This window comes from Leisingera sp. ABM4_060 (assembly GCF_056158765.1).
Genome location: NZ_JBSWTX010000002.1, coordinates 1 through 22,254 on the forward strand (window position 1 = coordinate 1; position 22,254 = coordinate 22,254).

General features: G+C 63.6%; 20 protein-coding genes. 8 read left to right on the forward strand and 12 right to left on the reverse strand.

Going from position 1 to position 22,254, the window contains the following annotated elements; translation table 11 throughout:
- Positions 1-668, reverse strand: a 668-nt coding sequence (locus ACXAEH_RS20590; RefSeq protein WP_475035682.1) for a GntR family transcriptional regulator, incomplete at its 3' end; no start/stop codon positions are given.
- A 108-nt stretch (positions 669-776) separates the two neighbouring features.
- Between ACXAEH_RS20590 and ACXAEH_RS20595 the strand changes: the two genes are divergently transcribed.
- The 7 genes from ACXAEH_RS20595 to ACXAEH_RS20625 all read left to right on the forward strand — a co-directional run bounded on the left by ACXAEH_RS20595 (position 777) and on the right by ACXAEH_RS20625 (position 8,904).
- Complete coding sequence (locus tag ACXAEH_RS20595) at positions 777-1,379, forward strand: amino acid synthesis family protein (protein ID WP_475035683.1); 603 nt, start codon at positions 777-779, stop codon at positions 1,377-1,379.
- Complete coding sequence (locus tag ACXAEH_RS20600; protein WP_475035684.1) at positions 1,351-2,172, forward strand: alpha/beta fold hydrolase; 822 nt, start codon at positions 1,351-1,353, stop codon at positions 2,170-2,172. The genes ACXAEH_RS20595 and ACXAEH_RS20600 overlap by 29 nt, the downstream gene beginning before the upstream one ends.
- Positions 2,169-3,104: a flavin reductase gene (locus ACXAEH_RS20605; RefSeq protein WP_475035686.1), complete on the forward strand. Its 936-nt coding sequence runs from the start codon at positions 2,169-2,171 to the stop codon at positions 3,102-3,104. The genes ACXAEH_RS20600 and ACXAEH_RS20605 overlap by 4 nt, the downstream gene beginning before the upstream one ends.
- Complete coding sequence (locus tag ACXAEH_RS20610) at positions 3,104-4,141, forward strand: LLM class flavin-dependent oxidoreductase (RefSeq protein WP_475035688.1); 1,038 nt, start codon at positions 3,104-3,106, stop codon at positions 4,139-4,141. Before ACXAEH_RS20605 ends, ACXAEH_RS20610 begins: the two co-directional genes overlap by 1 nt.
- Positions 4,142-4,154: 13 nt before the next feature.
- Entirely contained in the window at positions 4,155-5,618 is a 1,464-nt protein-coding gene (locus ACXAEH_RS20615; RefSeq protein ID WP_475035689.1) for an aldehyde dehydrogenase, read from the forward strand.
- A gap of 92 nt (positions 5,619-5,710) precedes the next feature.
- Entirely contained in the window at positions 5,711-7,381 is a 1,671-nt protein-coding gene (locus ACXAEH_RS20620; RefSeq protein ID WP_475035691.1) for a BCCT family transporter, read from the forward strand.
- 74 nt (positions 7,382-7,455) lie between these two features.
- A complete protein-coding gene (locus ACXAEH_RS20625; protein WP_475035692.1) occupies positions 7,456-8,904 on the forward strand; it encodes an NAD-dependent succinate-semialdehyde dehydrogenase in 1,449 nt (482 codons plus the stop codon).
- 281 nt (positions 8,905-9,185) lie between these two features.
- Here the strand turns inward: ACXAEH_RS20625 and ACXAEH_RS20630 are convergent, their stop codons facing one another.
- The 11 genes from ACXAEH_RS20630 to ACXAEH_RS20680 all read right to left on the reverse strand — a co-directional run bounded on the left by ACXAEH_RS20630 (position 9,186) and on the right by ACXAEH_RS20680 (position 21,080).
- Positions 9,186-9,782: an amino acid synthesis family protein gene (locus tag ACXAEH_RS20630; protein WP_475035693.1), complete on the reverse strand. Its 597-nt coding sequence runs from the start codon at positions 9,780-9,782 to the stop codon at positions 9,186-9,188.
- On the reverse strand, positions 9,779-10,585 hold the full coding sequence (locus ACXAEH_RS20635) for an alpha/beta fold hydrolase (protein ID WP_475035695.1): 807 nt from the start codon (positions 10,583-10,585) through the stop codon (positions 9,779-9,781). Before ACXAEH_RS20635 ends, ACXAEH_RS20630 begins: the two co-directional genes overlap by 4 nt.
- A complete protein-coding gene (locus ACXAEH_RS20640; RefSeq protein ID WP_475035697.1) occupies positions 10,578-11,651 on the reverse strand; it encodes an ABC transporter ATP-binding protein in 1,074 nt (357 codons plus the stop codon). The genes ACXAEH_RS20635 and ACXAEH_RS20640 overlap by 8 nt, the downstream gene beginning before the upstream one ends.
- Positions 11,652-11,671: 20 nt before the next feature.
- On the reverse strand, positions 11,672-12,475 hold the full coding sequence (locus tag ACXAEH_RS20645) for an ABC transporter permease (protein ID WP_475035698.1): 804 nt from the start codon (positions 12,473-12,475) through the stop codon (positions 11,672-11,674).
- Complete coding sequence (locus ACXAEH_RS20650; RefSeq protein ID WP_475035699.1) at positions 12,475-13,299, reverse strand: ABC transporter permease; 825 nt, start codon at positions 13,297-13,299, stop codon at positions 12,475-12,477. Before ACXAEH_RS20650 ends, ACXAEH_RS20645 begins: the two co-directional genes overlap by 1 nt.
- A gap of 186 nt (positions 13,300-13,485) precedes the next feature.
- Positions 13,486-14,562 carry an ABC transporter substrate-binding protein gene (locus ACXAEH_RS20655; RefSeq protein WP_475035700.1) on the reverse strand — a complete coding sequence of 359 codons (1,077 nt, stop codon included), beginning with the start codon at positions 14,560-14,562 and terminating at the stop codon, positions 13,486-13,488.
- A 51-nt stretch (positions 14,563-14,613) separates the two neighbouring features.
- Positions 14,614-15,663 (reverse strand): LLM class flavin-dependent oxidoreductase, encoded by a 1,050-nt coding sequence (locus ACXAEH_RS20660; protein ID WP_475035702.1) that lies wholly within the window; start codon positions 15,661-15,663, stop codon positions 14,614-14,616.
- A 10-nt stretch (positions 15,664-15,673) separates the two neighbouring features.
- Complete coding sequence (locus tag ACXAEH_RS20665) at positions 15,674-17,182, reverse strand: aldehyde dehydrogenase (protein WP_475035703.1); 1,509 nt, start codon at positions 17,180-17,182, stop codon at positions 15,674-15,676.
- Positions 17,179-18,174, reverse strand: coding sequence for a flavin reductase (locus ACXAEH_RS20670; RefSeq protein WP_475035705.1), 996 nt, complete (start codon positions 18,172-18,174; stop codon positions 17,179-17,181). The genes ACXAEH_RS20665 and ACXAEH_RS20670 overlap by 4 nt, the downstream gene beginning before the upstream one ends.
- Positions 18,175-18,270: 96 nt before the next feature.
- Entirely contained in the window at positions 18,271-20,028 is a 1,758-nt protein-coding gene (locus ACXAEH_RS20675; RefSeq protein WP_475035706.1) for a helix-turn-helix domain-containing protein, read from the reverse strand.
- Positions 20,029-20,300: 272 nt separating this feature from the next.
- Positions 20,301-21,080 (reverse strand): DeoR/GlpR family DNA-binding transcription regulator, encoded by a 780-nt coding sequence (locus tag ACXAEH_RS20680; protein ID WP_475035707.1) that lies wholly within the window; start codon positions 21,078-21,080, stop codon positions 20,301-20,303.
- A gap of 209 nt (positions 21,081-21,289) precedes the next feature.
- Between ACXAEH_RS20680 and ACXAEH_RS20685 the strand changes: the two genes are divergently transcribed.
- Entirely contained in the window at positions 21,290-22,237 is a 948-nt protein-coding gene (locus tag ACXAEH_RS20685; protein ID WP_475035709.1) for an ABC transporter substrate-binding protein, read from the forward strand.
- Positions 22,238-22,254: the final 17 nt, after the last annotated feature.

Genomic DNA, 22,254 nt, shown 5'->3' on the forward strand with positions numbered 1-22,254 from the left:
CGCTGCGCGGTTTGTTTTGCGTCTTGCAGGTGTTTTTCAACGGCGTTCTGCGCTGCGGCTTCATTGCCTGATAGGATGGCGTTGCAGATGTTGTGCATATGTGCGGTGCCGGGTTTTTGCCGGTTTTTGGTTGACAGTGTGACGGCGCGCAGGCGGCTGATGCGGGCGTTGAGGCGCTGGGTGATTTCCCAGGCGACGTTCTGGGCGGCGCCGTCGAAGATGCTGCGGTAGAATTCGGTTGTGGCGCGCAGCAGGGGGGCGGGGGCGCCTTCGGCGGCAGCGGCCTGCAGGTCCTGCAGGGCGGCCTGCAGGTCTGCTGCCAGCTGCGGCGTCATGTTGCGGGCGCATTGGGCGGCGGCGGCGGTCTCCAGCATCCGGCGGATATCGTAGATCTGGCGGGCGTCGTCCCAGCTGAGCCGGGCCACGATCGGGCCTTTGCCGGGCAGGATCTCGACCAGGCCCTCGGCCTCGAGATAGCGGATGGTCTCGCGCACCACGGTGCGGCTGACGCCGAGCTGGTCGCACAGGGGGCGCTCGACCAGCCGTTCGCCGGGGGCGAACTGGCCTGCGATGATCGCTTCGCGCATGCGCTCCTGGACGATGTCGCGCAGGGTCTGCGGCAGCTGCTCGATCTTGCGCATCACAGGCTGGCTTTGGGGGCGTGTCATGGGATTCGGGATAGCAGCCGGGGCGGGGGGGAACAAGGGATCATTGACATATGGTCGTATGGTATACCATATGATGATCAACGATGGAATCACAAGAAAGACCCGGCCATGCCCGCTGAAATCCGCAAGACGCTGCTGCATGTTGAAGAGACCCTGATCGAGGGCGGCAAGGCGGCGGCGCAGCCGCTCACGATGATTGCCGCGGTGGCGGTGATCAAGAACCCCTGGGCGGGGCAGGGGTTTGTCGAGGATCTGCGGCCTGCGATCCATGATTGCGCGCCGGGGCTGGGCGAGAAGCTGACGGCGATGGTGCTGGAGGCCGCAGGCGGCGGCGAGCGGGTCGAGGGCTACGGCAAATCGGCCATTGTCGGCGTCAACGGCGAGGTGGAGCATGCCTCGGCGCTGATTCACACGCTGCGCTTTGGCAACCATTTCCGCGAGGCGGTGGGGGCGAAATCCTATCTTGCCTTCACCAATACCCGCGGGCCCGCCAATGCCTCGCTGCAGATCCCGCTGATGGACAAGAACGACGGCGGCAAGCGCAGCCACTACCTGACCATCCAGCTGTCGGTCGCAGATGCGCCGGGCCCGGATGAGATCGTGATTGCACTTGGCGCCTCGATCGGCGGCCGCCCGCACCACCGCATCGGCGACCGCTATCAGGACCTGAAGGACCTGGGCCATGACCTCGACAACCCTGCAGCTGTCTGAGGCCTCCGGCCTGGTGGCTGGCCCGGTCACCGGCCTGCGGGCAGGGTCCGGCGCGCCCTTGGTGCTGCTGCACGGGGTCGGCATGCAGGCGGCGGCCTGGGGGCCGCAGATTGAGGCTTTTGCCGCCGCCCATGAGGTGGTTGCGCTGGATATGCCGGGCCATGGCGGCAGCGCTGCGCTGCCGGGCACGCCGGAGCTGGCGGACTATGTGGCCTGGCTGCATGGGGTTTTGCAGGCACTGGGGCTGGGGCCGGTCTATCTGGCGGGCCATTCGATGGGGGCGCTGATTGCCGGCGGCTACGCGGTCAGCCATCCTGAAAACGTGGCCCGGGTGGCGCTCTTGAACGGGGTGTTCCGGCGCGGCGCGGCGGCGCGGGCGGCGGTTGAGGCGCGCGCGGATGAGATCCGCGCGGGCAGCTTTGATCTGGAAACACCTTTGACGCGCTGGTTTGGCGATAGTGCTGCGGACAGGGCGGCGCGGGCGCAGGTGGCGGCGTGGCTCTCGGATGTGAATCTGGACGGTTACGCGGCGGCCTATAGCGCCTTTGCCCGCGGCGACAGCACTTATGCGGATGGGTTTGGCGGCATTGCCTGCCCGCTTTTGGCGCTGACCGGCGACGGCGATCCGAACTCGACGCCGCAGATGGCCGCGGCAATGGCGGCGGCGGCGCCGCGGGGCCAGGCCATTGTCATCGAAGGCCACCGGCATATGGTCAATCTGACCGCCCCTGAGGCGGTCAACGCAGCGCTGCAGGACTGGCTGGCAGCGCCAGTGGAAGGGGAGACGTCATGAGCGAACTGGACCCGCGCGCCCTGCGCAACGCCTTTGGCACCTTCATGACCGGCGTCACCGTGGTGACGGCGCAGAATGCGGACGGCAACCCGATCGGCTTTACTGCCAATTCCTTCACTTCGGTGTCGCTGGACCCGCCCTTGGTGCTGGTGTGCCTGGCCAATTCCTCCAGCAATTACCAGGCCTTCAGCCAGGCGGCAGGCTTTGCCGTCAATGTGCTGGCGGAGGACCAGAAGGATGTCTCCAACACCTTTGCCCGGCCCGTCGAGGACCGCTTTGCCGCGGTCGGCTGGCGGCAGGGCCCGGCAGGCAGCCCGGTGCTGGACGGGGTCTCGGCCTGGTTCGACTGCGCCATGCACAACCGGGTGGAGGCGGGCGACCACCTGATCCTGATCGGCCGCGTTGAGGGTTTTGAGACCTCGCCCGCGCCGGGGCTGGGCTACGTGCGCGGCGCCTATGTGACGCCTGCAGCCGAGGCCGAAGCGCTGCGCCAGGGGGCCAAGCTGATTGTCTCGGCGCTGATTGAGCATGAGGGCAAGGTGCTCTTGCTGGGCAATGAACAGGGCAAGCTGACGCTGCCGGAAGTGCGGGTCGGCAAGGAGGGCGCCTCGGCGGCGCTGGCCAGGCTGATTGCGGAGAGCGGCGTCGAGGCTGAGGCGGGGTTCATTTACTCCGTCTATGAAGATGAAGCGCGCGAACATCAGCACATCTCGTTTTTGTGCCAATCCGCCGGGGGCACGCCGGCGCAGGGGGCCTTCACCGAGCTGACCGAAACCACATTGATGGACATTGCCGACGCGGCGATGTGCACCATGCTGGAGCGGTTCGCCAGTGAGGCCCGGATCGGCAACTTCGGGGTGTATTATGGAAACCAGACCCGCGGAGAGGTGCGCCCTGTTGGCGCCGGGGGCGGGGCAGGGAGCGAGACCTGATGAAATTTTCCCTTTTTGCGCATATGGAGCGGATCTCCGCGGAGGACGACCAGAAGCGGCTGTATGATGAGTTCATCGAGCTGTGCAAAATCGCCGATGCGGGCGGCATGCATGCCATCTGGACCGGCGAGCACCACGGCATAAACTTCACCATTGCGCCGAACCCGCTGCTGAACCTGATCGACGTGGCGCGCCACACCAAGAATGTGCGCCTGGGCACCGGCACGGTGATTGCGCCGTTCTGGCATCCGATCCGGCTGGCGGGCGAGGCGGCGATGGCCGATATCATCACCGAGGGCCGCCTGGATCTGGGCATTGCCCGCGGCGCCTATTCCTTTGAATACGAGCGGATGATGCCGGGCATGGATGCCTGGGAGGCGGGCCAGCGCATGCGCGAGCTGATCCCGGCGGTGAAGGGCCTGTGGCAGGGCGATTATGCCCAGGAGGGCGAATTCCACGCCTTCCCCAAGACCACCTCGTCGCCGAAACCGCTGCAGCAGGACGGCCCGCCGATCTGGGTGGCGGCGCGCGATCCCAACAGCCATGAATTTGCGGTGGCGCAGGGCTGCAACGTGCAGGTGACGCCGCTGTGGCAGGGCGACGGCGAGATCGAAGAGCTGATGGGCAAGTTCAACGCGGCCTGCGCAAAGCACCCGGAGGTGCCGCGGCCCAGGATCATGCTGCTGCAGCACACCTATGTGGCGGACAGCGCGGCGGATGTGCAGCAGGCGGCAGAGGAGCTGAACCGCTTCTACTGCTACTTCGGCGCCTGGTTCATGAACAAGCGCGAGGTCACGCAAGGCCTGATCGCGCCGCTCTCGGACGAGGAAATCGCCGCGCATCCGTTCTACAGCCCCGAGGCCATGGCGCGCGACCTGGTGATCGGCGAGCCTGCGGCGGTGATCGAACGGCTGCGGAAATACCAGGCCCTGGGCTATGACGAATATGCCTTCTGGATCAACTCGAGCATGCCGTTTGAGCGCAAGAAGGCCTCGCTTGAGCGCTTCATCACCGATGTGATGCCCGCCTTCCAGTAACAGGAGCCAGCAGATGCAGTCTTTCCAGCAGTATATCGGCGGCGCCTTTGAGGACGCAGGCGCCAGCTTCGAGAGCCTTGATCCGGCCACCGGCGCACCCTGGGCGCGGATGCCGTCGGCCACGCCTGCGGATGTGGACCGGGCCGTCTGCGCGGCGGAGGCTGCATTCTTCTCGCCCGAATGGGCCGGGATGAGTGCGACCCAGCGCGGCAAGCTCCTCATGCGGCTGGCGGATCTGGTGGCGGAACATGCTCCCAGGCTGGCCGGGCTGGAGACCCGCGACACCGGCAAGATCATCCGCGAGACCTCGGCGCAGATCGCCTATGTGGCGGAATACTACCGCTATTACGCAGGGCTCGCCGACAAGATCGAGGGCGCGCATCTGCCGATCGACAAGCCGGACATGGAGGTCTGGCTGCGCCGCGAGCCGATCGGCGTGGTGGCCGCCGTGGTGCCCTGGAACTCGCAGCTGTTCCTGTCGGCGGTGAAAATCGGCCCGGCGCTGGCGGCGGGCTGCACCGTGGTGCTGAAAGCCTCCGAGGAGGCCCCGGCGCCGATGCTGGAATTTGCCCGGATCTTTGATCAGGCGGGCTTTCCGGCAGGCGTTTTGAACGTGATCACCGGCGGCCCGGAAGCAGGTGCGGCGCTGACCAGCCACCAGGGTGTGGCTCACGTGGCCTTCACCGGCGGGCCGGAGACAGCGCGCCACATCGTGCGCAACTCGGCCGAAAACCTCGCCTCCACCTCGCTGGAGCTGGGCGGCAAGTCGCCCTTCATCGTCTTTGACGACGCCGATCTGGACAGCGCCGTGAACGCGCAGGTCTCCGGCATCTTCGCCGCCACCGGCCAGAGCTGCGTCGCAGGCTCCCGCCTGGTCATTCAGAAGGGCCTCAAAGACGCCTTCCTCGCCCGGCTGAAGGACAAGGCGGAAAGCGTGGTGATCGGCGCCCCGGGTGACATGGCCACCGAAGTCGGCCCGCTCTGCACCCTGAAACAGCGCGATCACGCAGAGGCTTTGATCGAAGCCTCGCTCAAGGCGGGCGCCAGGCTGATCACCGGCGGCACGGCGCCGGCGCGCGGCGGCTTCTACTTCCCGCCCACGGTTCTGGACTGCTCGGATGCCCCGGAGGCCCCCTGCCTGACAACCGAGTTCTTCGGCCCCGTCTTGTCGGTGGTCGGCTTCGAAACCGAAGCGGAAGCGGTAGAGATTGCCAACAGCACCGCCTTTGGCCTGGCCTCCGGCCTGTTCACCCGCGACCTCACCCGCGCCCACCGGATGATCCGCGCCCTGCGCGCGGGCATCGTCTGGGTCAACACCTACCGCGCCGTCAGCCCGATCGCCCCCTTCGGCGGCCACGGCCTCTCCGGACACGGCCGCGAAGGCGGCCTCCAGGCCGCCCTCGACTACACAAAAACAAAAGCCGTCTGGCTGCGCACAACAGACGAACAAATCCCGGACCCCTTCGTTATGCGGTAGAGCGGAACCGTTCCCTGCGGAAGAAATTTGCATCCCGGCTGCGCACTCAGCGCCGCCGGATACCCCGGTCATTGCCTAAGGGAGGAGAAACCATGGCGAGAGACTACAAGCCCGGAGGCGGGGACCATCTGGTTGCCGGCACAGGGCTGTTCAAAGGGCTTCACAACGGTATGAGCATCGCCTCCAAGGCGATGGTCGCGGCCTTTGTGGTGTTCACAATCCTGAACGTGGAATACGCAGGCGAGATCTATGGCGGCATCCGCTCCTGGGTCGAAGGCGCGCTGAGCTGGTACTACATCAGCTCGGTGATCATCATCCTGTTTGCCTGCCTGTTCCTGATGTTCAGCCGGTTCGGCTCGATCCGGCTGGGCGATGACAATGCCAAGCCGGAATTCAGCCGGTTTTCCTGGTTTGCGATGCTGTTTTCGGCCTCGGTGTCGATCGGCATCATGTTCTTTGGCGTTGCTGAACCGCTGTTCTACTTCGACAATTCGGCGGGCTGGGGTTATCCCAACAACCCGTTTGCCGATGCGGCGGGGCACACGGAAATGGACGTGCAGCGCGCGGTTGATGCGGTGCGGGTAACCAATTTCCATTGGGGATTGCATGGTTGGGCGATCTACACGCTGACCGGCCTGGCGCTTGGCTATTTTGCTTTCCGCAAGAAGCTGCCGCTGACCTTCCGTTCGGCGCTCTACCCGATCCTGGGCGAGCGGATCTATGGCCCGGCAGGCCATGCGGTGGATCTGTTGGCGGTATTCGGCACCGTCTTCGGCATTGCCACCTCGATGGGGCTGGGGGTCAATCAGATGGCGCATGGCATGAATGTGCTGTTCGGCATCGATCCGGGCACCGGCACCCAGGTGGCGCTGGTCATCATCATCTCGATCATCGCGACCCTGTCGGCAGTGTCCGGCGTCGGCCGCGGCATCAAGATCCTGTCGGAATGGAACATCGTTCTGACCATCGCGCTGATCCTGTTTTTTGTGATTACAGGGCCGACCCAGTGGCTGGCGGGCTTCTTCCTGAATGCCACCGGCGATTATGTGACCCAGTTCCTGTCGATGGGCTTCTGGACTGCTTCGGCACCGGGCGATGTGGCCTGGCAGGGCGGCTGGACCATTTTCTACTGGGGCTGGTGGCTGAGCTGGGCACCGTTTGTGGGCATGTTTATCGCCCGTATTTCCAAAGGGCGCACCATCCGAGAGTTCATGTTCGGCGCCATGCTGGTGCCCACCACCATGGCCTTCATCTGGATCTCGGTCTTTGGCGGCAACGCGCTGTTCTTTGAGCTGAACGCCGAGGGCGGCGTGGGCACCGCGGGCCTGATCGACATGGTCAACAGCTGGAACCTGGGCGGCACCCTGTTCGGCACCATTGACCGGCTGGCCGACGGCGGAACCCTGGCCTGGGTGATCTCGGCGCTGACCACCTTCCTGCTGGCCACCTGGTTCATCACCAGCTCTGACTCCGGCACCCTGGTGGTGACGACGATCCTGTCGATGGGCAATGCCCATCCGCCGAAAATGCACCGGGTGATCTGGGGCGCGGCGCAGGGCCTGGTGGCAGCGGTGCTGCTGATGGCCGGCGGGTTGTCGGCTCTGCAGACTGCGGCGATTGCGGCCGCGCTGCCGATCTCGGTTCTGGTGGTGATGATGGCCTGGGGCGTGATCAAGTCGCTGATGGAGGACCCGGCTGCGGTCTCCAGCGCGGCTGACAGCGCGCCGGACGGCACCGCGCTGGACGGCGACCTGCACGCCTGAACCGGACCCTCAAAAAATCCGAAACCGGGCGGGGGAGACCCCGCCCTTTTCCTTACTGAATTGGAGTTTTGCACATGCTCTCTCTCTCCCGCCCTGACCTGCTGCTGAGCGACGCTTATCTGAACGGCGAATGGCAGGCCCGCGACGCCCGCTTTGCGGTCAAGAACCCGTCCACCGGCGAGGTGCTGGCTGAAGTAGCCGACTGCACCGTTGATGACGCCAAGGGCGCCATCTCTGCCGCTCAGATTGCGCAAAAAGACTGGGCGCAGCGTACCGGCAAGGAACGCGCGGCGGTGCTGCGCACGTGGTTCGACCTGATGGTCGCCCATGCCGATGACCTGGCGGCGATCCTGACCGCCGAAATGGGCAAGCCGCTGGCTGAGGCCAAAGGCGAGATCATGTATGGTGCCAGCTTTATCGAGTGGTTCGCGGAAGAGGCCAAGCGGATCTATGGCGACACCATCCCCGGCCATCAGCGCGACAAGCGCATTCTGGTGATGAAGCAACCGGTGGGCGTGGTGGGGGCGATCACGCCGTGGAATTTCCCCAACGCGATGATCACCCGCAAGGCCGGCCCGGCACTGGCCGCAGGCTGCGCCATGGTGGTGCGCCCGGCCAGCGAAACCCCGCTGTCGGCGCTGGCGATTGCCAAGCTGGGTGAAGAGGCGGGCATCCCCGCGGGCGTGTTCTCGGTGCTGCCGTCGACCGACAGCCGCGGCGTTGGCCTCGAGTTCTGCGAGAACCCGGCGATGCGCAAGATCAGCTTCACCGGCTCCACCGGAGTGGGCAGCATCCTGATGCGCCAGGGGGCGGACCAGATCAAGAAACTGTCGCTGGAGCTGGGCGGCAATGCGCCCTTCATCGTGTTTGACGATGCCGACCTGGATGCCGCGGTCGAGGGTGCGATGATCTCGAAGTTCCGCAACGCCGGCCAGACCTGTGTCTGCACCAACCGGATCTATGTGCAGGATGCGGTGTACGACGCCTTTGTCGAAAAACTGTCGGCGGCGGTTGCGGCGCTGCCGGTGGGCGACGGGTTTGCCGATGGCACCGCGATCGGGCCGCTGATCAGCGAGGCTGCGGTGGAGAAGGTGCGCGAGCACATCGCCGATGCAGTGGCCAAGGGCGGCCAGATCGCCACCGGCGGCGGGAATCATGAACGCGGCGGCACCTTCTTTCAGCCGACGGTGATTGCCGGCGCCACCCAGGACATGGTGGTGGCGCGGGAAGAGACCTTTGGCCCGCTGGCGCCGGTGTTCCGGTTTTCCGAGGTGGAAGAGGTGCTGGCGGCGGCCAATGACACCGAGTTCGGCCTGGCCTCCTATTTCTACAGCCGCGACCTGAGCCGGATCTATCAGGTGATGGAAGGGCTGGAGTACGGAATGGTCGGAGTCAACACCGGACTGATTTCCACCGAAGTAGCCCCCTTTGGCGGCATCAAGCAGTCCGGTCTGGGCCGCGAAGGTTCCAAATACGGGATCGAGGATTACCTCGAGCTGAAATACTGCTGCCTCAGCGTATGAATTGAAGGTGCAAAAGTTTTGCGGCCAGCCATTTAGGCTGGCCGCAACTTGAGGAATGCCGTCACGGGGGCAACGTCGCAAAGGGCTTCCTGCACCAGAGCCGTCACCGATGGGGGGGCGGCGGGGACCATGTATTGCCTGTTTGCGGTGAACCGCCGCGTGCAAGCCCGCACGGGCTGAAGCCGCGTACTTTGGCTAAGAACGGCAACAGCGCTTGGGCGGGCCTGGCTCAAACTAGTACGAGAGCCAGGTTGCAACGTGTTCATGAAAAAAGAGCGGCCTTACGCAGGCCGCGCAGATTGGTCGTGGCCGAGGTCTTTCATGTCCTGAAAGCGGTCGCCGATCCGGTGGTGCGGCCGCCCGCCGGTAGCGACGCCGATGGCAATCAGCACCTCATCCGGGCCGGGCGCGTCGGGGATGTTGAATTCCACCGTCAGGAAATGCGAGCGGGCGCCGCCTTCGGTGATGTGTTTCAGTGGCATCGTGATCGAATTGCCCGGGCCGCCGCGCTTGTTCGAGAACGGGATGAACTCGCTGCTCTGCACCGCATCGCGCAGGAAGTTGCCAAAGCGCAGGGTGTGGATCAGGGCTGAGGCATGCTCGACCTCGCCGTTGACGCCGACGATGGCGGATTTGCCGAAGGCCTGCACCTTGCAGCCGCCGCCGACCAGCGGCATCAGCCGGTTCACCATCTCCTCGCCCAGCACCGGGGCAAAGGCGTGGATTTCCGGGGTCAGGTCCTCGACGAACCGCCCCGACCAGGGGTTTTTCAGCACCGCCGCCACCGCTGCCATACGCAGGGGCGGGCTGGCGGGCTTGTGGCCCTCGATCAGGATGTCTTCGATCCAGGCAACGTATTTGCGGACTTCTGGGGTCATGTCTTGGTCTTTTCTGCTGGGCCGCCATGGGCGGCAAGGAAAGGGTCAATAAGGGCCGCGACCTGATCCGGCGCTTCCAGCAGCACCGAGTGTTTCAGCCGCGGCAGGATGTGGAGGCGGGCGTCGGGGATCTGCGCCGCCATGAATTCCGACATCCGCGGCGAGGAGCCGATGTCATTTTCGCCGGTCATCACCAGGGCAGGGGCGGTGACTTTGTGCAGCTCGGCACCCAGGTCATTACCCGCGAGCACCCGGTAGGCGGCGACATAACAGTCGGGATCATTCTTCAGCGATTTCTGCCGCCGGGCCTCCAGTACCTCCGGGTGGGCGGTGACAAACTCCGGCGTGAACCAGCGGTCGACGGCGTTGGCCAGATGAGTGAGGGCGCCTTCGCGGGCCAGGGTTTCGGCGCGCTCGTCAACGCGGGCCTGTTCTTCTGGCGTGCGGCCGCCGACGGAAGACACCAGCGTCACGCAGCGCACCCGCTCCGGGCAGCTCAGCGCGATCTGCTGGGCAATCAGCCCGCCGAGGGAAAACCCGATCACTGAGGCAGTTCCGATGCGCAAATGATCCAGTAGCGCCACGGCGTCCTCGGCCAGGCCTGGCAGCGTGTATGGCCCCGGCGTGCGCTGGGATTGCCCGTGCCCGCGCAGATCAAAGCGAATGTAGCGGCGGGAAGACAGATGCGGCAGCACCCCGTCCCAGCTTTCCAGGTCGGAGCCGACGCCGTGGATCAGCAGCACCGGGTCGCCGCTGCCCTCGTCGCGGTAGTTCAGGGCCACATCGGGGGCGCGTTCAAACATCGGCCAGGATCCTTGCGTCCTCGGCCCGGAAACTGAGGGTGGCCTGGCTGCCCATCTCCAGTGCGGTGGCCTCGGCCTGAGCGGCCTGTTCCAGTGCCGCCACTTCGGTGCCGTCCTCCAGCGCTATGATCGCCTTGCGGGACTGACCGAGATAGATCAGTTCCTTCACAGTGCCGGTGAGAGTGTTCGTTCCGCCAGCACCCGCGCCGTTCACCACACGCAGCCGCTCGGGCCGGACCGCCAGCACTGCAGCCGCACCCTCCGCCAGCGGTGCGCCCAGCTGGCCGGTCAGCCCCCGCACAGAGGCCCCTGCCCCGCTGCAGCCCTGGGCCGCTCCGGCAATGAAATTGGTTTCGCCGATGAAATCCGCCACAAATTTGGTCTGCGGCGCCTCATAGAGCTGCCGCGGAGAACCCACCTGCTCGATCCGCCCATTGCTGAAGACGGCAATCCGGTCGGACATCACCAGCGCCTCTTCCTGGTCATGGGTCACATAGAGCACTGTGGTGCCCATGTTCTTGTGCAGATGCATGATCTCCAGTTGCATATGCTCGCGCAGCTTCTTGTCAAGCGCGCCCAGCGGTTCATCCATCAGCAAGAGCCGCGGCTTGAACACCATGGCGCGAGCCAGGGCTACGCGCTGCTGCTGGCCGCCCGACAGCTCCTTGGGCAAGCGGCTGCCGAAACCGGCGAGGCCGACCAACTCCATGGCCTCCTCTGCCCGCTTGCGGCGGTCGCCTTTCGCCACCCCGCGCATTTCCAGTGGAAAGGCGATGTTCTGCGCCACCGTCATATGTGGGAACAGCGCGTAATGCTGGAACACCATGCCGATGTCGCGCTTCCACACCGGTATCGGGTCCAGCGGCTGGCCATTGAGGCTGATGCCGCCGGCAGTGGGCTCAGTAAACCCGGCAACCATCATCAGCGTGGTGGTCTTGCCCGAGCCCGATGGCCCCAGGAAGGTGACGAACTCGCCGTCTGCCACATCCAGGTTGATGTCCTTGGCGGCGTCAATCGGGCCATAGGCTTTGCCGAGACCGGCCAGTTTCAAAAGAGGTTCAGTCATGTCGAAGTATCCTCGGGGGTCTACAGGCCCGGCTCGCGGCCCGAGCGGCGGCGGGCTATGCCGTCCGCCAGCAGCGCAAGCAGGGAGAACAGGAACAGCACGGTGGCAATGGCGGCGATGGTGGGGTCGGTGTCGCCCTTGATGTTGGACCACATCTGCACCGTCACCGGGCGCACCCGCGGGGTGGACAGGAACAGCGACACCACCAGCTCGTCAAAGGAGATCACCATGGCAAACAGCATGCCGGACATCACCGAGGGCGAGATCAGCGGCAGCGTCACCCGGCGGAAGGCGATCCAGGGCGGCGCGCCGCAATTAGCCGCGGCATCCTCCAGCCGCTTGTCGAACACCGCCAGGTTGGCGCTGACTGTCGACAGCACATAAGGAAGGGTCAGGATCACATGGGCCAGGATCAGCCCCCACAGCGAGCCGTAAAGCCCCCAGATCCGGAACACGCCAAAGATTGCGGCGGCAGTGATGATAACCGGCACCACCAGCGGCGCCATCAGCACAGCCCTGACTGCCAGCGCCCATTTGCTCTCTATCCGGCTCAAGGCCAGCGCAGCGGCAGTGCCCAGTATGGTGGCGGCGATGGCGGCCGGCACCATGATTTTCAGCGAGGTCACCAGCGTCCGCGTCCAGGTCGGATTGCTGAACATCTTCTCGTACCACTGCAGCGACAGGCCGGGCGGCGGGAAGGTGAGGTACAGCGCCGAACTGAAGGAGATCACAAAGATGATCACCAGGGGCGCCAGCATATAGACCACCAGCATCACATTGATGACGCCGCGCAGGCCGCCCCAGAATTTTGCAGAATAGAACATCAGATCCGCCCCCGGCGCAGTTTCGACACGCCCTTGATGATTGCGAACAGAAGCCCAGTGCCGATCAGCAGCACGATCGCCAGGGCCGAGGCCAGCGGCCAGTCGCCAAACTCGTCGATGCGCTCAAAGATCAGCTGCGCGATCATGATGTCGCCGCGGCCGCCCAGCAGGGCCGGGGTGATGAAGTACCCAAGCGCGATGATGAAGACGAGCATCGCCCCGGTGCCCAAGCCCGGCAGGCAGAGCGGCAGGTAGACCCGGAAGAATGCTCTGATCGGTGTTGCGCCCAGATTGGTGGCAGCCCGGAAGAAGGAGCCGTCAATCCGCGCCATCACCGAATAAAGCGGGAACACCATGAACGGCAGCAGCACCTGCACCATTCCCAACAGCACGCCAAAGCGGTTGTAAACAATGTCCAAGGGCTCGGCGATCATGCCGATGCCAACCAGGATGTCATTGATGATGCCGCCGCGCTGCAGGATCACCAGCCAGGCAAAGCTGCGCACCAGGATCGAGGTCCAGAACGGGATCAGCACCACAAAGATCAGCAGCTTGCGGATCCAAGGCCGAGCATGGACCATCGAATAGGCCACCGGGAAGCCGATCAGCGCACAAAGGATCGTGGTCGCCCCGGCAATCGCAATCGTGTTCCAAAGCACACCCAGATAGATGCTCTTGGAGAAAATGGTGATGTAGTTCTGCAGCCCCCAGACAGGTTCGGAGACGCTGCGCTGCAACAGCCAGCTGACCGGGTAAAGGAAACAGACCCCGATCAGCAGAACTGCCGGTATCAAGAGCCAGAGAGTACGGTTTCCCGCCGTCATTGCACTGCATCTCCTGTTGTTATTGCCGTTTCAAGATTAGGACTGAATTGCCCGGCGGCACGCCGGGCAGCGCCTGACCTTCCCCCTGGGAAGGCGCTACTCGCCTCCCCAAGGTCAGGCGCTGCCCTCAGTAAATCAAACCGAGAGCCCGCCCAGTGCAGCGCCAAATGGTTTGAAACCAGCGGATCAGCTCAGCTTCCACTCGTTCCAGCGCTCGGTCAGCGGGCCGAGGTTGTCGCGCCAGTAGGCCGCGTCGATCAGGAAGCCCTTTTCGGCGTTCTCCGGCGTGGTGGCGAGCCAGGGCACAACACTGTCTTCCACCTTGTCAAAGGCGGCCGGGTTCACCGGCGCATAGGCCAGCGTATTGGCCATCAGCGCCTGATTGTCCGCATCCACGGTGGCGTTCATGAAATGCTGCGCGACTTCGGCATTCGGCGCGCCCTTGGGGATCACCAGATAGTCGATTGAGCGGATGTTCTGGTTCCAGGTCAGATCAACCGGCGCGCCCTTCTTGTTGACATCAAACGTCCGGCCGTTCAGCAGCACGCCGACGCCGACCTCGCCATCCACAAACAGCTGCTGCGCGGCTGAGTTCGACTTGTACCAGATCACGTGGTCCTTGATGGTATCCAGCTTGCGGTAGGCGCGCTCAATATCCAGCGGATACAGGTCCTCGGGCGCCACACCGTCAGCCATCAGGGCGATTTCCATCATCGGATAGGCCCGGTCGCGCAAGGCCCGCTTGCCGGGGAACTTCTCGACATCAAACACATCGGCCCAGCTCTGCGGGGTGTTCTCGCCCACCACATCGGTGTTGAAGGCGATGTTGTAGGACCAGACGATGCAGCCGATGCCTTTCTGATGCACATAAGCCTGATCCAGCGCGCTGGCATCGACGATACCAAAGTCGAGATCCTCGAACAGTTCCTCATTAGCGAACAAGAAGGTGTCGGTCACATCGACCACATCCCAGATCGGCTGGCCGCCTTCGACCATGGTGCGCAGTTTCGAGCCGCTCATCGGGCCGTCCTGGATCACCACAGCACCGCTCGACGCCATGAACGGGTTGCAATAGGCGGCTTCCTGCGCCGCCTGATAGCTGCCGCCCCAGCTGGCAAAGACCATTTCGCGGCCCTTGAGGTCCGCCGCTGCCATTGCCCGGCCGGTGCCAGCGGCCAATGCGGCAGCGGAAACACCCGCTGCCAGGGATGTTGTCAGGAATGTGCGGCGGCTGAAGCCCGCCGTGGGTTTGCGTTCAGTCATGATTTCCTCCCTAAGGTAGACTGTAGTGTGAGTGACGCGCCGGAACCGTCTTTAAGCGGCTTTCTTGGCGCGGAAATGCGGGATGACGCGGTCGGCGAACAGCTCGACCGTGCGTTGCGCCACCTCATGCGGCAGCCCGAAGGTGGGGCCGATCATGATGTGGTCGATGCCGATCGCTTGATAGCGTTCCAGCTTGGCGATGATCTCGTCCGGCGTGCCGAACAGCAGGTTTTCCTTGAGGTTTTCCGGCTGGTACTCGCCGCGGGCGGCAACGGTGTCAAAGTCCACCGGCTCCGGGAAGCCGTTTTCCACGGTGCCCGCGTTCTTGAACAGGTTCTCGAAGTTGCGGCCGAAGTTCACCACCGAGGAGACGGCGGTATCCAGCACTGAGGGGTCGTCATAAACGCAGCACACCCGCATGGTGGCGTGCGTCAGGCCCGCCGGGTTTCCGGCCACCTTTTTGGCCGCTCGGAACTTGGTCTCCAGATCCTCAACCTCGGCGAAGTCCTTGCGCAGTGCGGTGGACATCACGTTGCAATTGTTCTTCAGCGCGAATTCAAAGGTGTTCTGGTCGCGTGCCGCCACCCACATGCTAGGTGCTTTGCCCAGGGGTTTGGGCACACAGGCCACCGAGGGGAAATTCCAGATCTCGCCCTCATGGGCATAATCGCCCTCCCACAGCCGCTGCACCGCCGGGATGATTTCGCGCAGGTAACGGCCGCCTTCGCCCTGCGGCATGCCGCCGGCCATGCGGTCGAACTCATACTGATAGGCGCCGCGGCCCAGCCCCAGCTCCAGCCGCCCGCCGGTGAGGATGTCGCAAAGTGCCGCCTCGCCCGCCAGCCGGATCGGGTTCCAATAGGGCGCCGCGACGACGCCGGTACCCAGCCGCACGTTCTTGGTGTGGTTGCCCCAGTGGGACAACAGCTGGAACGGGTTCGGCGAGATCGTCAGCTCAATCGTGTGATGCTCGGCGGTCCAGACGATATCAAACCCGCCCTGATCGGCGATCTTGACCAGATCCAGCGCCTCAGAGGCGACCTGATCCATGGCTTTGGAGGTGTCGAACCGCGCCATGTTGACGACAATGGAAAACTTCATGGGAACAATCCTATTTTGTAACGCGCATCACAAAGGCGTCCTGCTGGGCGCCCGAATAGTCGATCACGACTGTCTTGATGCGGCTGAACTCTTCGATGGCGGCAAAGCCGTTGTGTTTGCCGTAGCCGGATGCCTTGTGCCCGCCGGAAGGGGACATGACAGAGGGGCTGCGGTAGGTGTTGATCCAGACCATGCCGGCCTCGATCCTGCGCATGAAGCGCAGCGCGCGTTGGAGATCTCGCGTCCAGATGCCTGAGGCCAGCGCAAAGTCGCTGTCGTTGGCTTGGCTCATTAGGTCATCGTCGTCGCGGAATTTCAGGATGGCGAGCACCGGGCCGAAGATTTCTTCCCGGGCAATGCGCATATCGTTGGTGACATTGGTGAAAATCGTGGGCGCTACATACCAGCCGTCGCCCAGCCCCTCAGGCCGGCTGCCGCCAAAGGCCAGCGTGGCGCCTTCCGACAGGGCGCTTTGGGTGAATTCCTCGACCTTCTCCACCTGGCTCCACAGTGCCAGCGGCCCCAGTTGCACATCATCCCGGCGCGGGTCGCCAATGTTGATGGCGCGGGCCTTGGCCACGATCTTGGCAACCACTTCGTCATAGACGTTTTCCTGGATGAAACAGCGCGAGCCCGCCACGCAGGTCTGCCCGGCGGCGGCAAAGATCCCCGCCACCACACCATTGGCAGCCGCGTCCAGATCAGCGTCGTCGCAGACCACATGGGGCGACTTGCCGCCCAGTTCCAGCGCCGCAGGTGTCAGCTGCTCCGCCGCGCCCTTGGCGATGACCTTGCCGGTGGCAGGCCCGCCGGTGAAGTCGATCTTGTTGACGCCGGGATGGGTGATCAGCGCATTGCCCGCGGTGTGTCCCAACCCGGTCACCACATTGAACACCCCGTCGGGGAAGCCCGCTTCCTTCATCAGCCCGGCAAAGGCAATTGCGCCGGCCGAGGCGTGTTCCGAGGGTTTCACCACCACCGCGTTGCCGCAGGCGAGGCAGGGCGCCAGCGCCCGCATCATCATGAACAACGGCGAGTTCCAGGGGATGATCACCGCCACCACACCCAGCGGTTCGCGCACGGTGAAATTCAGCATGTCGGGCTTGTTGACCGGGATCGTGGTGCCCTCGATCTTGTCGGCCATGCCTGCGAAATAGCGCAGCGCTACTGGCAGTGCCTGACTTAGCGCCCGCATCTCGCGCAAAAGCTTGCCGTTGTCCCTGGTCTCGATTTCCGCCAGCCGCTCCACATGCGCGTCCAGCAGCTCTGCCAGCTTCAGCATCAGCAATCCGCGCTGGCTTTGCGTCATGTCGCGCCACACCGGGTTGTTCATCGCCGCATTGGCGGCTTTGACAGCAGCGTCGACTTCGGCATCAGTGCAATCGGGCACCTGGCACCAAACCCTGCCGGTGGCCGGATCATAGCTGTCTATCGGCGTCCCAGCCGAGGCCATGTATTCGCCGCCGATGTAAACCGGCAGGCAAGTGTCGCTAAGGGTGTCTACGGTGAAAGCTGTCACTTGGCGCTCTCCTGATCGGTGATGAATTTGGTCCAGGGGGTGGCGCTGCGCTCAATCGGGTTGATCTGCCCGGCGCTGGAGGAGCCATCGACATAGAGCCCAAACCGCGCCTGGGCGTACTCACTTTGGAACCGGCGCAGGATTGACCGCACCTGCGGCACCGCGACCTCCTGCAGGGGCAGGCCGTCCACCGGGAAAAGGCGCAGATCGCCCTCCGCGGCGCCGAACTCCAAATCGCCCTGGAAGATCAGCCAGGTGGCATTGCCCGACGGCGCATCAAAGACCGAGTAGAGAAAGCCCAGCTCCGCCGCGATGCCTTGCCCCGCCAGCGATTTCTCCAGCGCCGCCCGCCCCTCCCGGAAACCCGCGCAGACATTGCCCATCGGCAGCGACCAGCCGTCCTGCGTTTTGCGCAGCAGCACCTCGCCACCGCAATCCAGCACACAGCCGACCCGCACACCGCCATGATGCGAGACGGAGTCGGCGGCCTCCTCGGCCAGCCCCAGATCCAGGTAATGTCCGCGCAAGTAGGCCAGCGGCCGCCCGTCGGTCTGGCCGAAATCTGTGATTTGGCCGATCAGGATCACGTGATCACCAGCATCCACCAAGTTGTCAGTGGTGCAGTCGAACCAGGCCACAGCCTCCTCGATCAGCGGTGTGCTTTCAGCACTTTCGCGCCAGGCAGTGTCCGCAAACCGATCCTCTACTTTGGAAGCGAACCGGTTCGACACATCCTTCTGTGCCTCGCCAAGAATATTGACCGCAAAGCGGCTGGCCCGGGAGAAATGGCCGATGTTGGAAGAGGTCTTGGCGAGGCACACCAGGAGCAGGGGGGGCTCCAGGGAAACTGAGGTGAAGGAATTGGCGGTGAAGCCGATTGGATTGCCGTCTGCATCCCGCGCCGTCACCACGGTGACGCCGGTGGCAAAACTGCCAAACGCCTGCCGCAGCTGCCGCCGCCGGTCTTCGCTGTCTGTGGCCTGATTGCTCACGAGTCCGGTCCATTCCTGGTTCTGTTGCACACAGGTTAGGAGTGGAAAGCGCCTGCAGTCCTCCGGTGGTTTGATCTAGGTCAAGAAAAGTTTTTCCTACGGTTCGTAGGAATCTCGAAGTCTTCGCAGCCGGATTGCCAGATCCAGCTCGAAACACTTGTCAGAATCGTCGAAATCCAGCCCATGCTGGTCGCTCAGCTGCTCCAGCCGGTAGCGCAGGGTGGAGACATGGATACCCATGGCATCCGCCGCCTCCTGATAGCGCCGCCCGGTCTTCAGGAAGGTTTCGATGGTCTCTGCCGCCACTTGCGCCTTGCGTCCGGTTTCGCTGAGCACCCTCGGCAGAACGCTGTCCAGGTAGGCCTCCACCTTGGCCATCTCGGCCGAGGCCATCAGCGCCGGGAACTCTCCGACTTTTACTGGCGTCACCCAGCCCGAGGCCTGCATCGACTGCGCCACTTCCAGCGTATTGGCACAGGTCTCCCGCGCCTTCGGCAGGTCTTCGAAACACTCAACCAGTTCCGACATCACCAGCACGGTGCCCTCCGGCATCAGCGAGCGGATGCGGGACAGGAACAGCCCTTGCTGCCGCACCGCCTCGCCCGCGCGGTCGTCTAGCAGCAGTATCAGGTCGCCATCCAGCAGGCAGGAGACCGAGGCACCGAACACCGATTGCGCGCAGCGCAGGATGAAACTGTGGGTGCCGTCGTCGAGGCAGCCGCCAGGCAGCCGCAGCACCACCAGCCGCAGCGGCGCCTGCAGGTCGAAATCAAGCCGGTGCGCCTCGTCCAGCATTTCGTCGCGGTCGCGCCAGTCGCCGCTGAACAGCCGCGACAGCAGCCGCCGCGCGGTCACCCGGCGCGATTTGAACTCGATGAAACTGCGCAGGATGAAGGACGACAGCGCCAGCCGCCCGGCCTGCGCCGCAATGCGCTCGTGATCGCTCAGCGCCTGATTGCGGAAAAAGAATAGCGCCCCCACATGGCTGCCGTCGATCTGCAGGGGGCTCACCTCAGCGCGGATGGTGGAGCCCGCCACCGTTAGATCCATTACGGTGCCGCTGGCCAGCCCGCGTGCTGCCATCGCGGCGGAGATTAGATCCTCCGGCACCCGCCGCGCTGTGGCCAGGGCGACCGGCGGCGGCACCTCTGGGTTGAACAGCCCGCGTCCAGAGGTCAGGTCCACAGCCAGCCAGCCAGCCGGAAACAGGCTGCTGAGACCTGCTGCCAGAGTGCCCGCTGCTTCGGTATCCAGAGTTTTGGTCAGCGATGCGGTCATGTTCTCAAGGATCAGCCGCATCCGCTGAGCTTGCTGGCGTTCTTCCTCCAGCTTTCGCATTTTGCGAATGGCAATAGTCACCAGTTCGGCAACGCATTGCAGAAAGCTGAGATCGGTTTCATCCACATTGGCAAGGGCGCGCGAGGCTACTGAGTATACCATCTGCCGCCGCTCGGCGTCGCGTACCTCCAGCGGGATCATCACCGTAGTGCGGTAGCCGCGCCGCAGTGCATCCTCGCGGAACCCCGGGAACTCTTCCTGCGCGGTTGCGTCTTCTAGGATCAATGGCTTGCCTTCTTCCAGCACCTTGCCCACCGGGCTGAGCCGGGCGTCCCAGCCTGGGAAATTGCTAAGATCGCTTTGATTGAAGGGATCGTGGCGCACAATCGGGATCGCCAGCCCAGCTGCCGGGTCCAGCACCTGAATACTGCTCATGTCCCATTGCGAATGCTGGCAAACCCCGCGAGTCAGCAGCAGATAGGTTTCCTCAGCGTCCTGGCTTTCATCAATGAACCGGGCAAGTTCAGAGATATTGCGGAAGTGATTGGCGCGGCTCAGCTTTTCAGGTTGCGGCATGGCAAGTTCCGGCCCGGCAGCAGGGCGCTTTGTTGAAACTGAGGGCGCCCTGAACAGACCGCCAATCAGAATTTGCAGGTTTCCGGAGCCTATTTTGAATTGCCGGGGCAGTACAATAAGCGGAGTGAGCGTGGCATGCGTTTGCTGAGTTGGATAGCGCTTTCGTTTCGTTGCCTGTATCGAAGGGCTGGTTCTTGTCCGGGCATCAAGGGCGGGCAGGCTGCTGACACAATCCTGCTCCTGCAGGTTGCTGCCGCATTGGCTGGCAGGTTTCAACTGACCACGATCAGGTCGGTATCCGAAGCCTTCAGCATGTCCCTGATCGCCTGCGATGGCTGGGCGTCAGTATAAAAGACGTCAAACTTGGTATCTTTGCCGATCGACACCGGCGCGCGTTTGTTGAATTTGTCGCGGTCGGCGACGACAATCCGCACCTGGGCATTGGCGGCGGCAACACGCGCCAGGTTTGCCTCCTCAAGATCGTGCAGCATGAATCCAAGCTCGGCATTGATCGCCCCGGCCGAGAAAATGGCGAATTGCACATTCAGCCTCTGTACAAGGTCAAGGGCTTCGGCTCCGAATGCGCCGCCATCGTGCGGCCGAAGCTCTCCTCCAGCCAGAAAAACGCGGTTGTTGTTGCGCGAGGCCAGCGCATGGGCCACTAGCACGGAGTTGGTGACCACAAACAGGTTCGACCGCTCCCGCAGCTCCTGCGCCACATAGGCGGTGGTCGAACCCACATCCAGAAATACCGAATCCCCGTCGCTGATGGTCTTGGCGACCTCCCGGGCCAGGCGTTGCTTCTCAGCGGCATGGGTGCCCATCCGGCTTTGCAGCGGCAGTTCGACCACATCCTCCACCAGATGCACTCCGCCATGCACCTTGCGCACCACCTGCGCATCTTCCAGCGTGCGGATATTGCGCCGGATGGTCTCATTGGTCACGCCCAGCCTGCCCGCCAGATAGCTGACCCGGCAGGACCCGCCGGCCTGCTGCAGTTCCCGCAGGATTTCCTCTTCGCGCTGATTGGTGGTTTTGCGGGTTTTGGTCATAGGGCCTCCTGTTGCGTTGCTACGCGAGAAAGCCACAAAAAACAACATTGCCACCCAAAATACTGAAAGCCACCCCGGATACACTTGCGAAAGATCACATTTAATGTGGTTTATTGTGGTTTTTCATTGACTGAAAGCCGCAAGCACCGCAACATCTCAGCACGCGACGCCAAGAATCGCACAAAATGCCACATAACAGGGAATTCCTTATGCTGAGAAACTTCAATGCTTTGGGAGCCGTGGCGCTGACAGCCGCCGTTTCCGCATCCTCCGCCTGGTCCGCAGAATCTGCCGACCCGATCAAACTGACGCTGCACGACTGGTCCGGCCAGTTGATCAACACAAAGATCATGGGCAGCATCCTGCAGGAAGCAGGGTATAACGTTGAATACGTCCAGGCCGATTACATCGCGCAATTTGCGGGGCTTAAGACCGGCGACCTGCATCTGGCCATGGAAATCTGGGAAACCACCGGCCGCGAAGCACTGGATGACGCCACCGCCACCGGCAAGGTGATCAACGCAGGCGAAACCGGCCTGATGGCGATCGAGGAATGGTGGTACCCCTCCTATATGAAGGAAAGCTGCCCCGGCCTGCCCGACTGGCAGGCGCTGAAGGACTGCGCCGAAGAATTTGCCACCGCCGAAACCTCTCCCTATGGCCGCTATGTCGGCGGCCCGGTCACCTGGGGCGGCTTTGACGAAGAACGCGTCGAAGCGTTGGAGATGGATTTTGAAGTGGTCCACGCGGGCACCGATGCAGCGCTGTTTGCGGAACTTGAATCTGCCTACCAGAGGCAGGATCCGATTGTCCTGTGGGTCTATGTACCCCATTGGGCGCCGGCCAAATACGACGGCGAATTTGTCGAGTTCCCGCCCTATTCCGCGGAATGCTATTCCGATCCCTCCGTGGGGGTGAACCCGGACCTGGCCTACGACTGCGGCAAGCCGCGCGGCCCGATCTGGAAAGCTGCCTGGGCGGGGCTGCCGGAGAAATGGCCGGGCGCCTACGAGATCGTGCAGGCCTACAATATCTCCAACGAAGAGATGAGCGCCATGGTCGGCAAGGCAGATCTGGACGGCGTCGGCATCGACACTGTGGTGTCTGATTGGATGGCAGCCAACAAGGACCGCTGGTCCGGCTGGATCGGCAACTGATTTCACTCCCCGGGGCT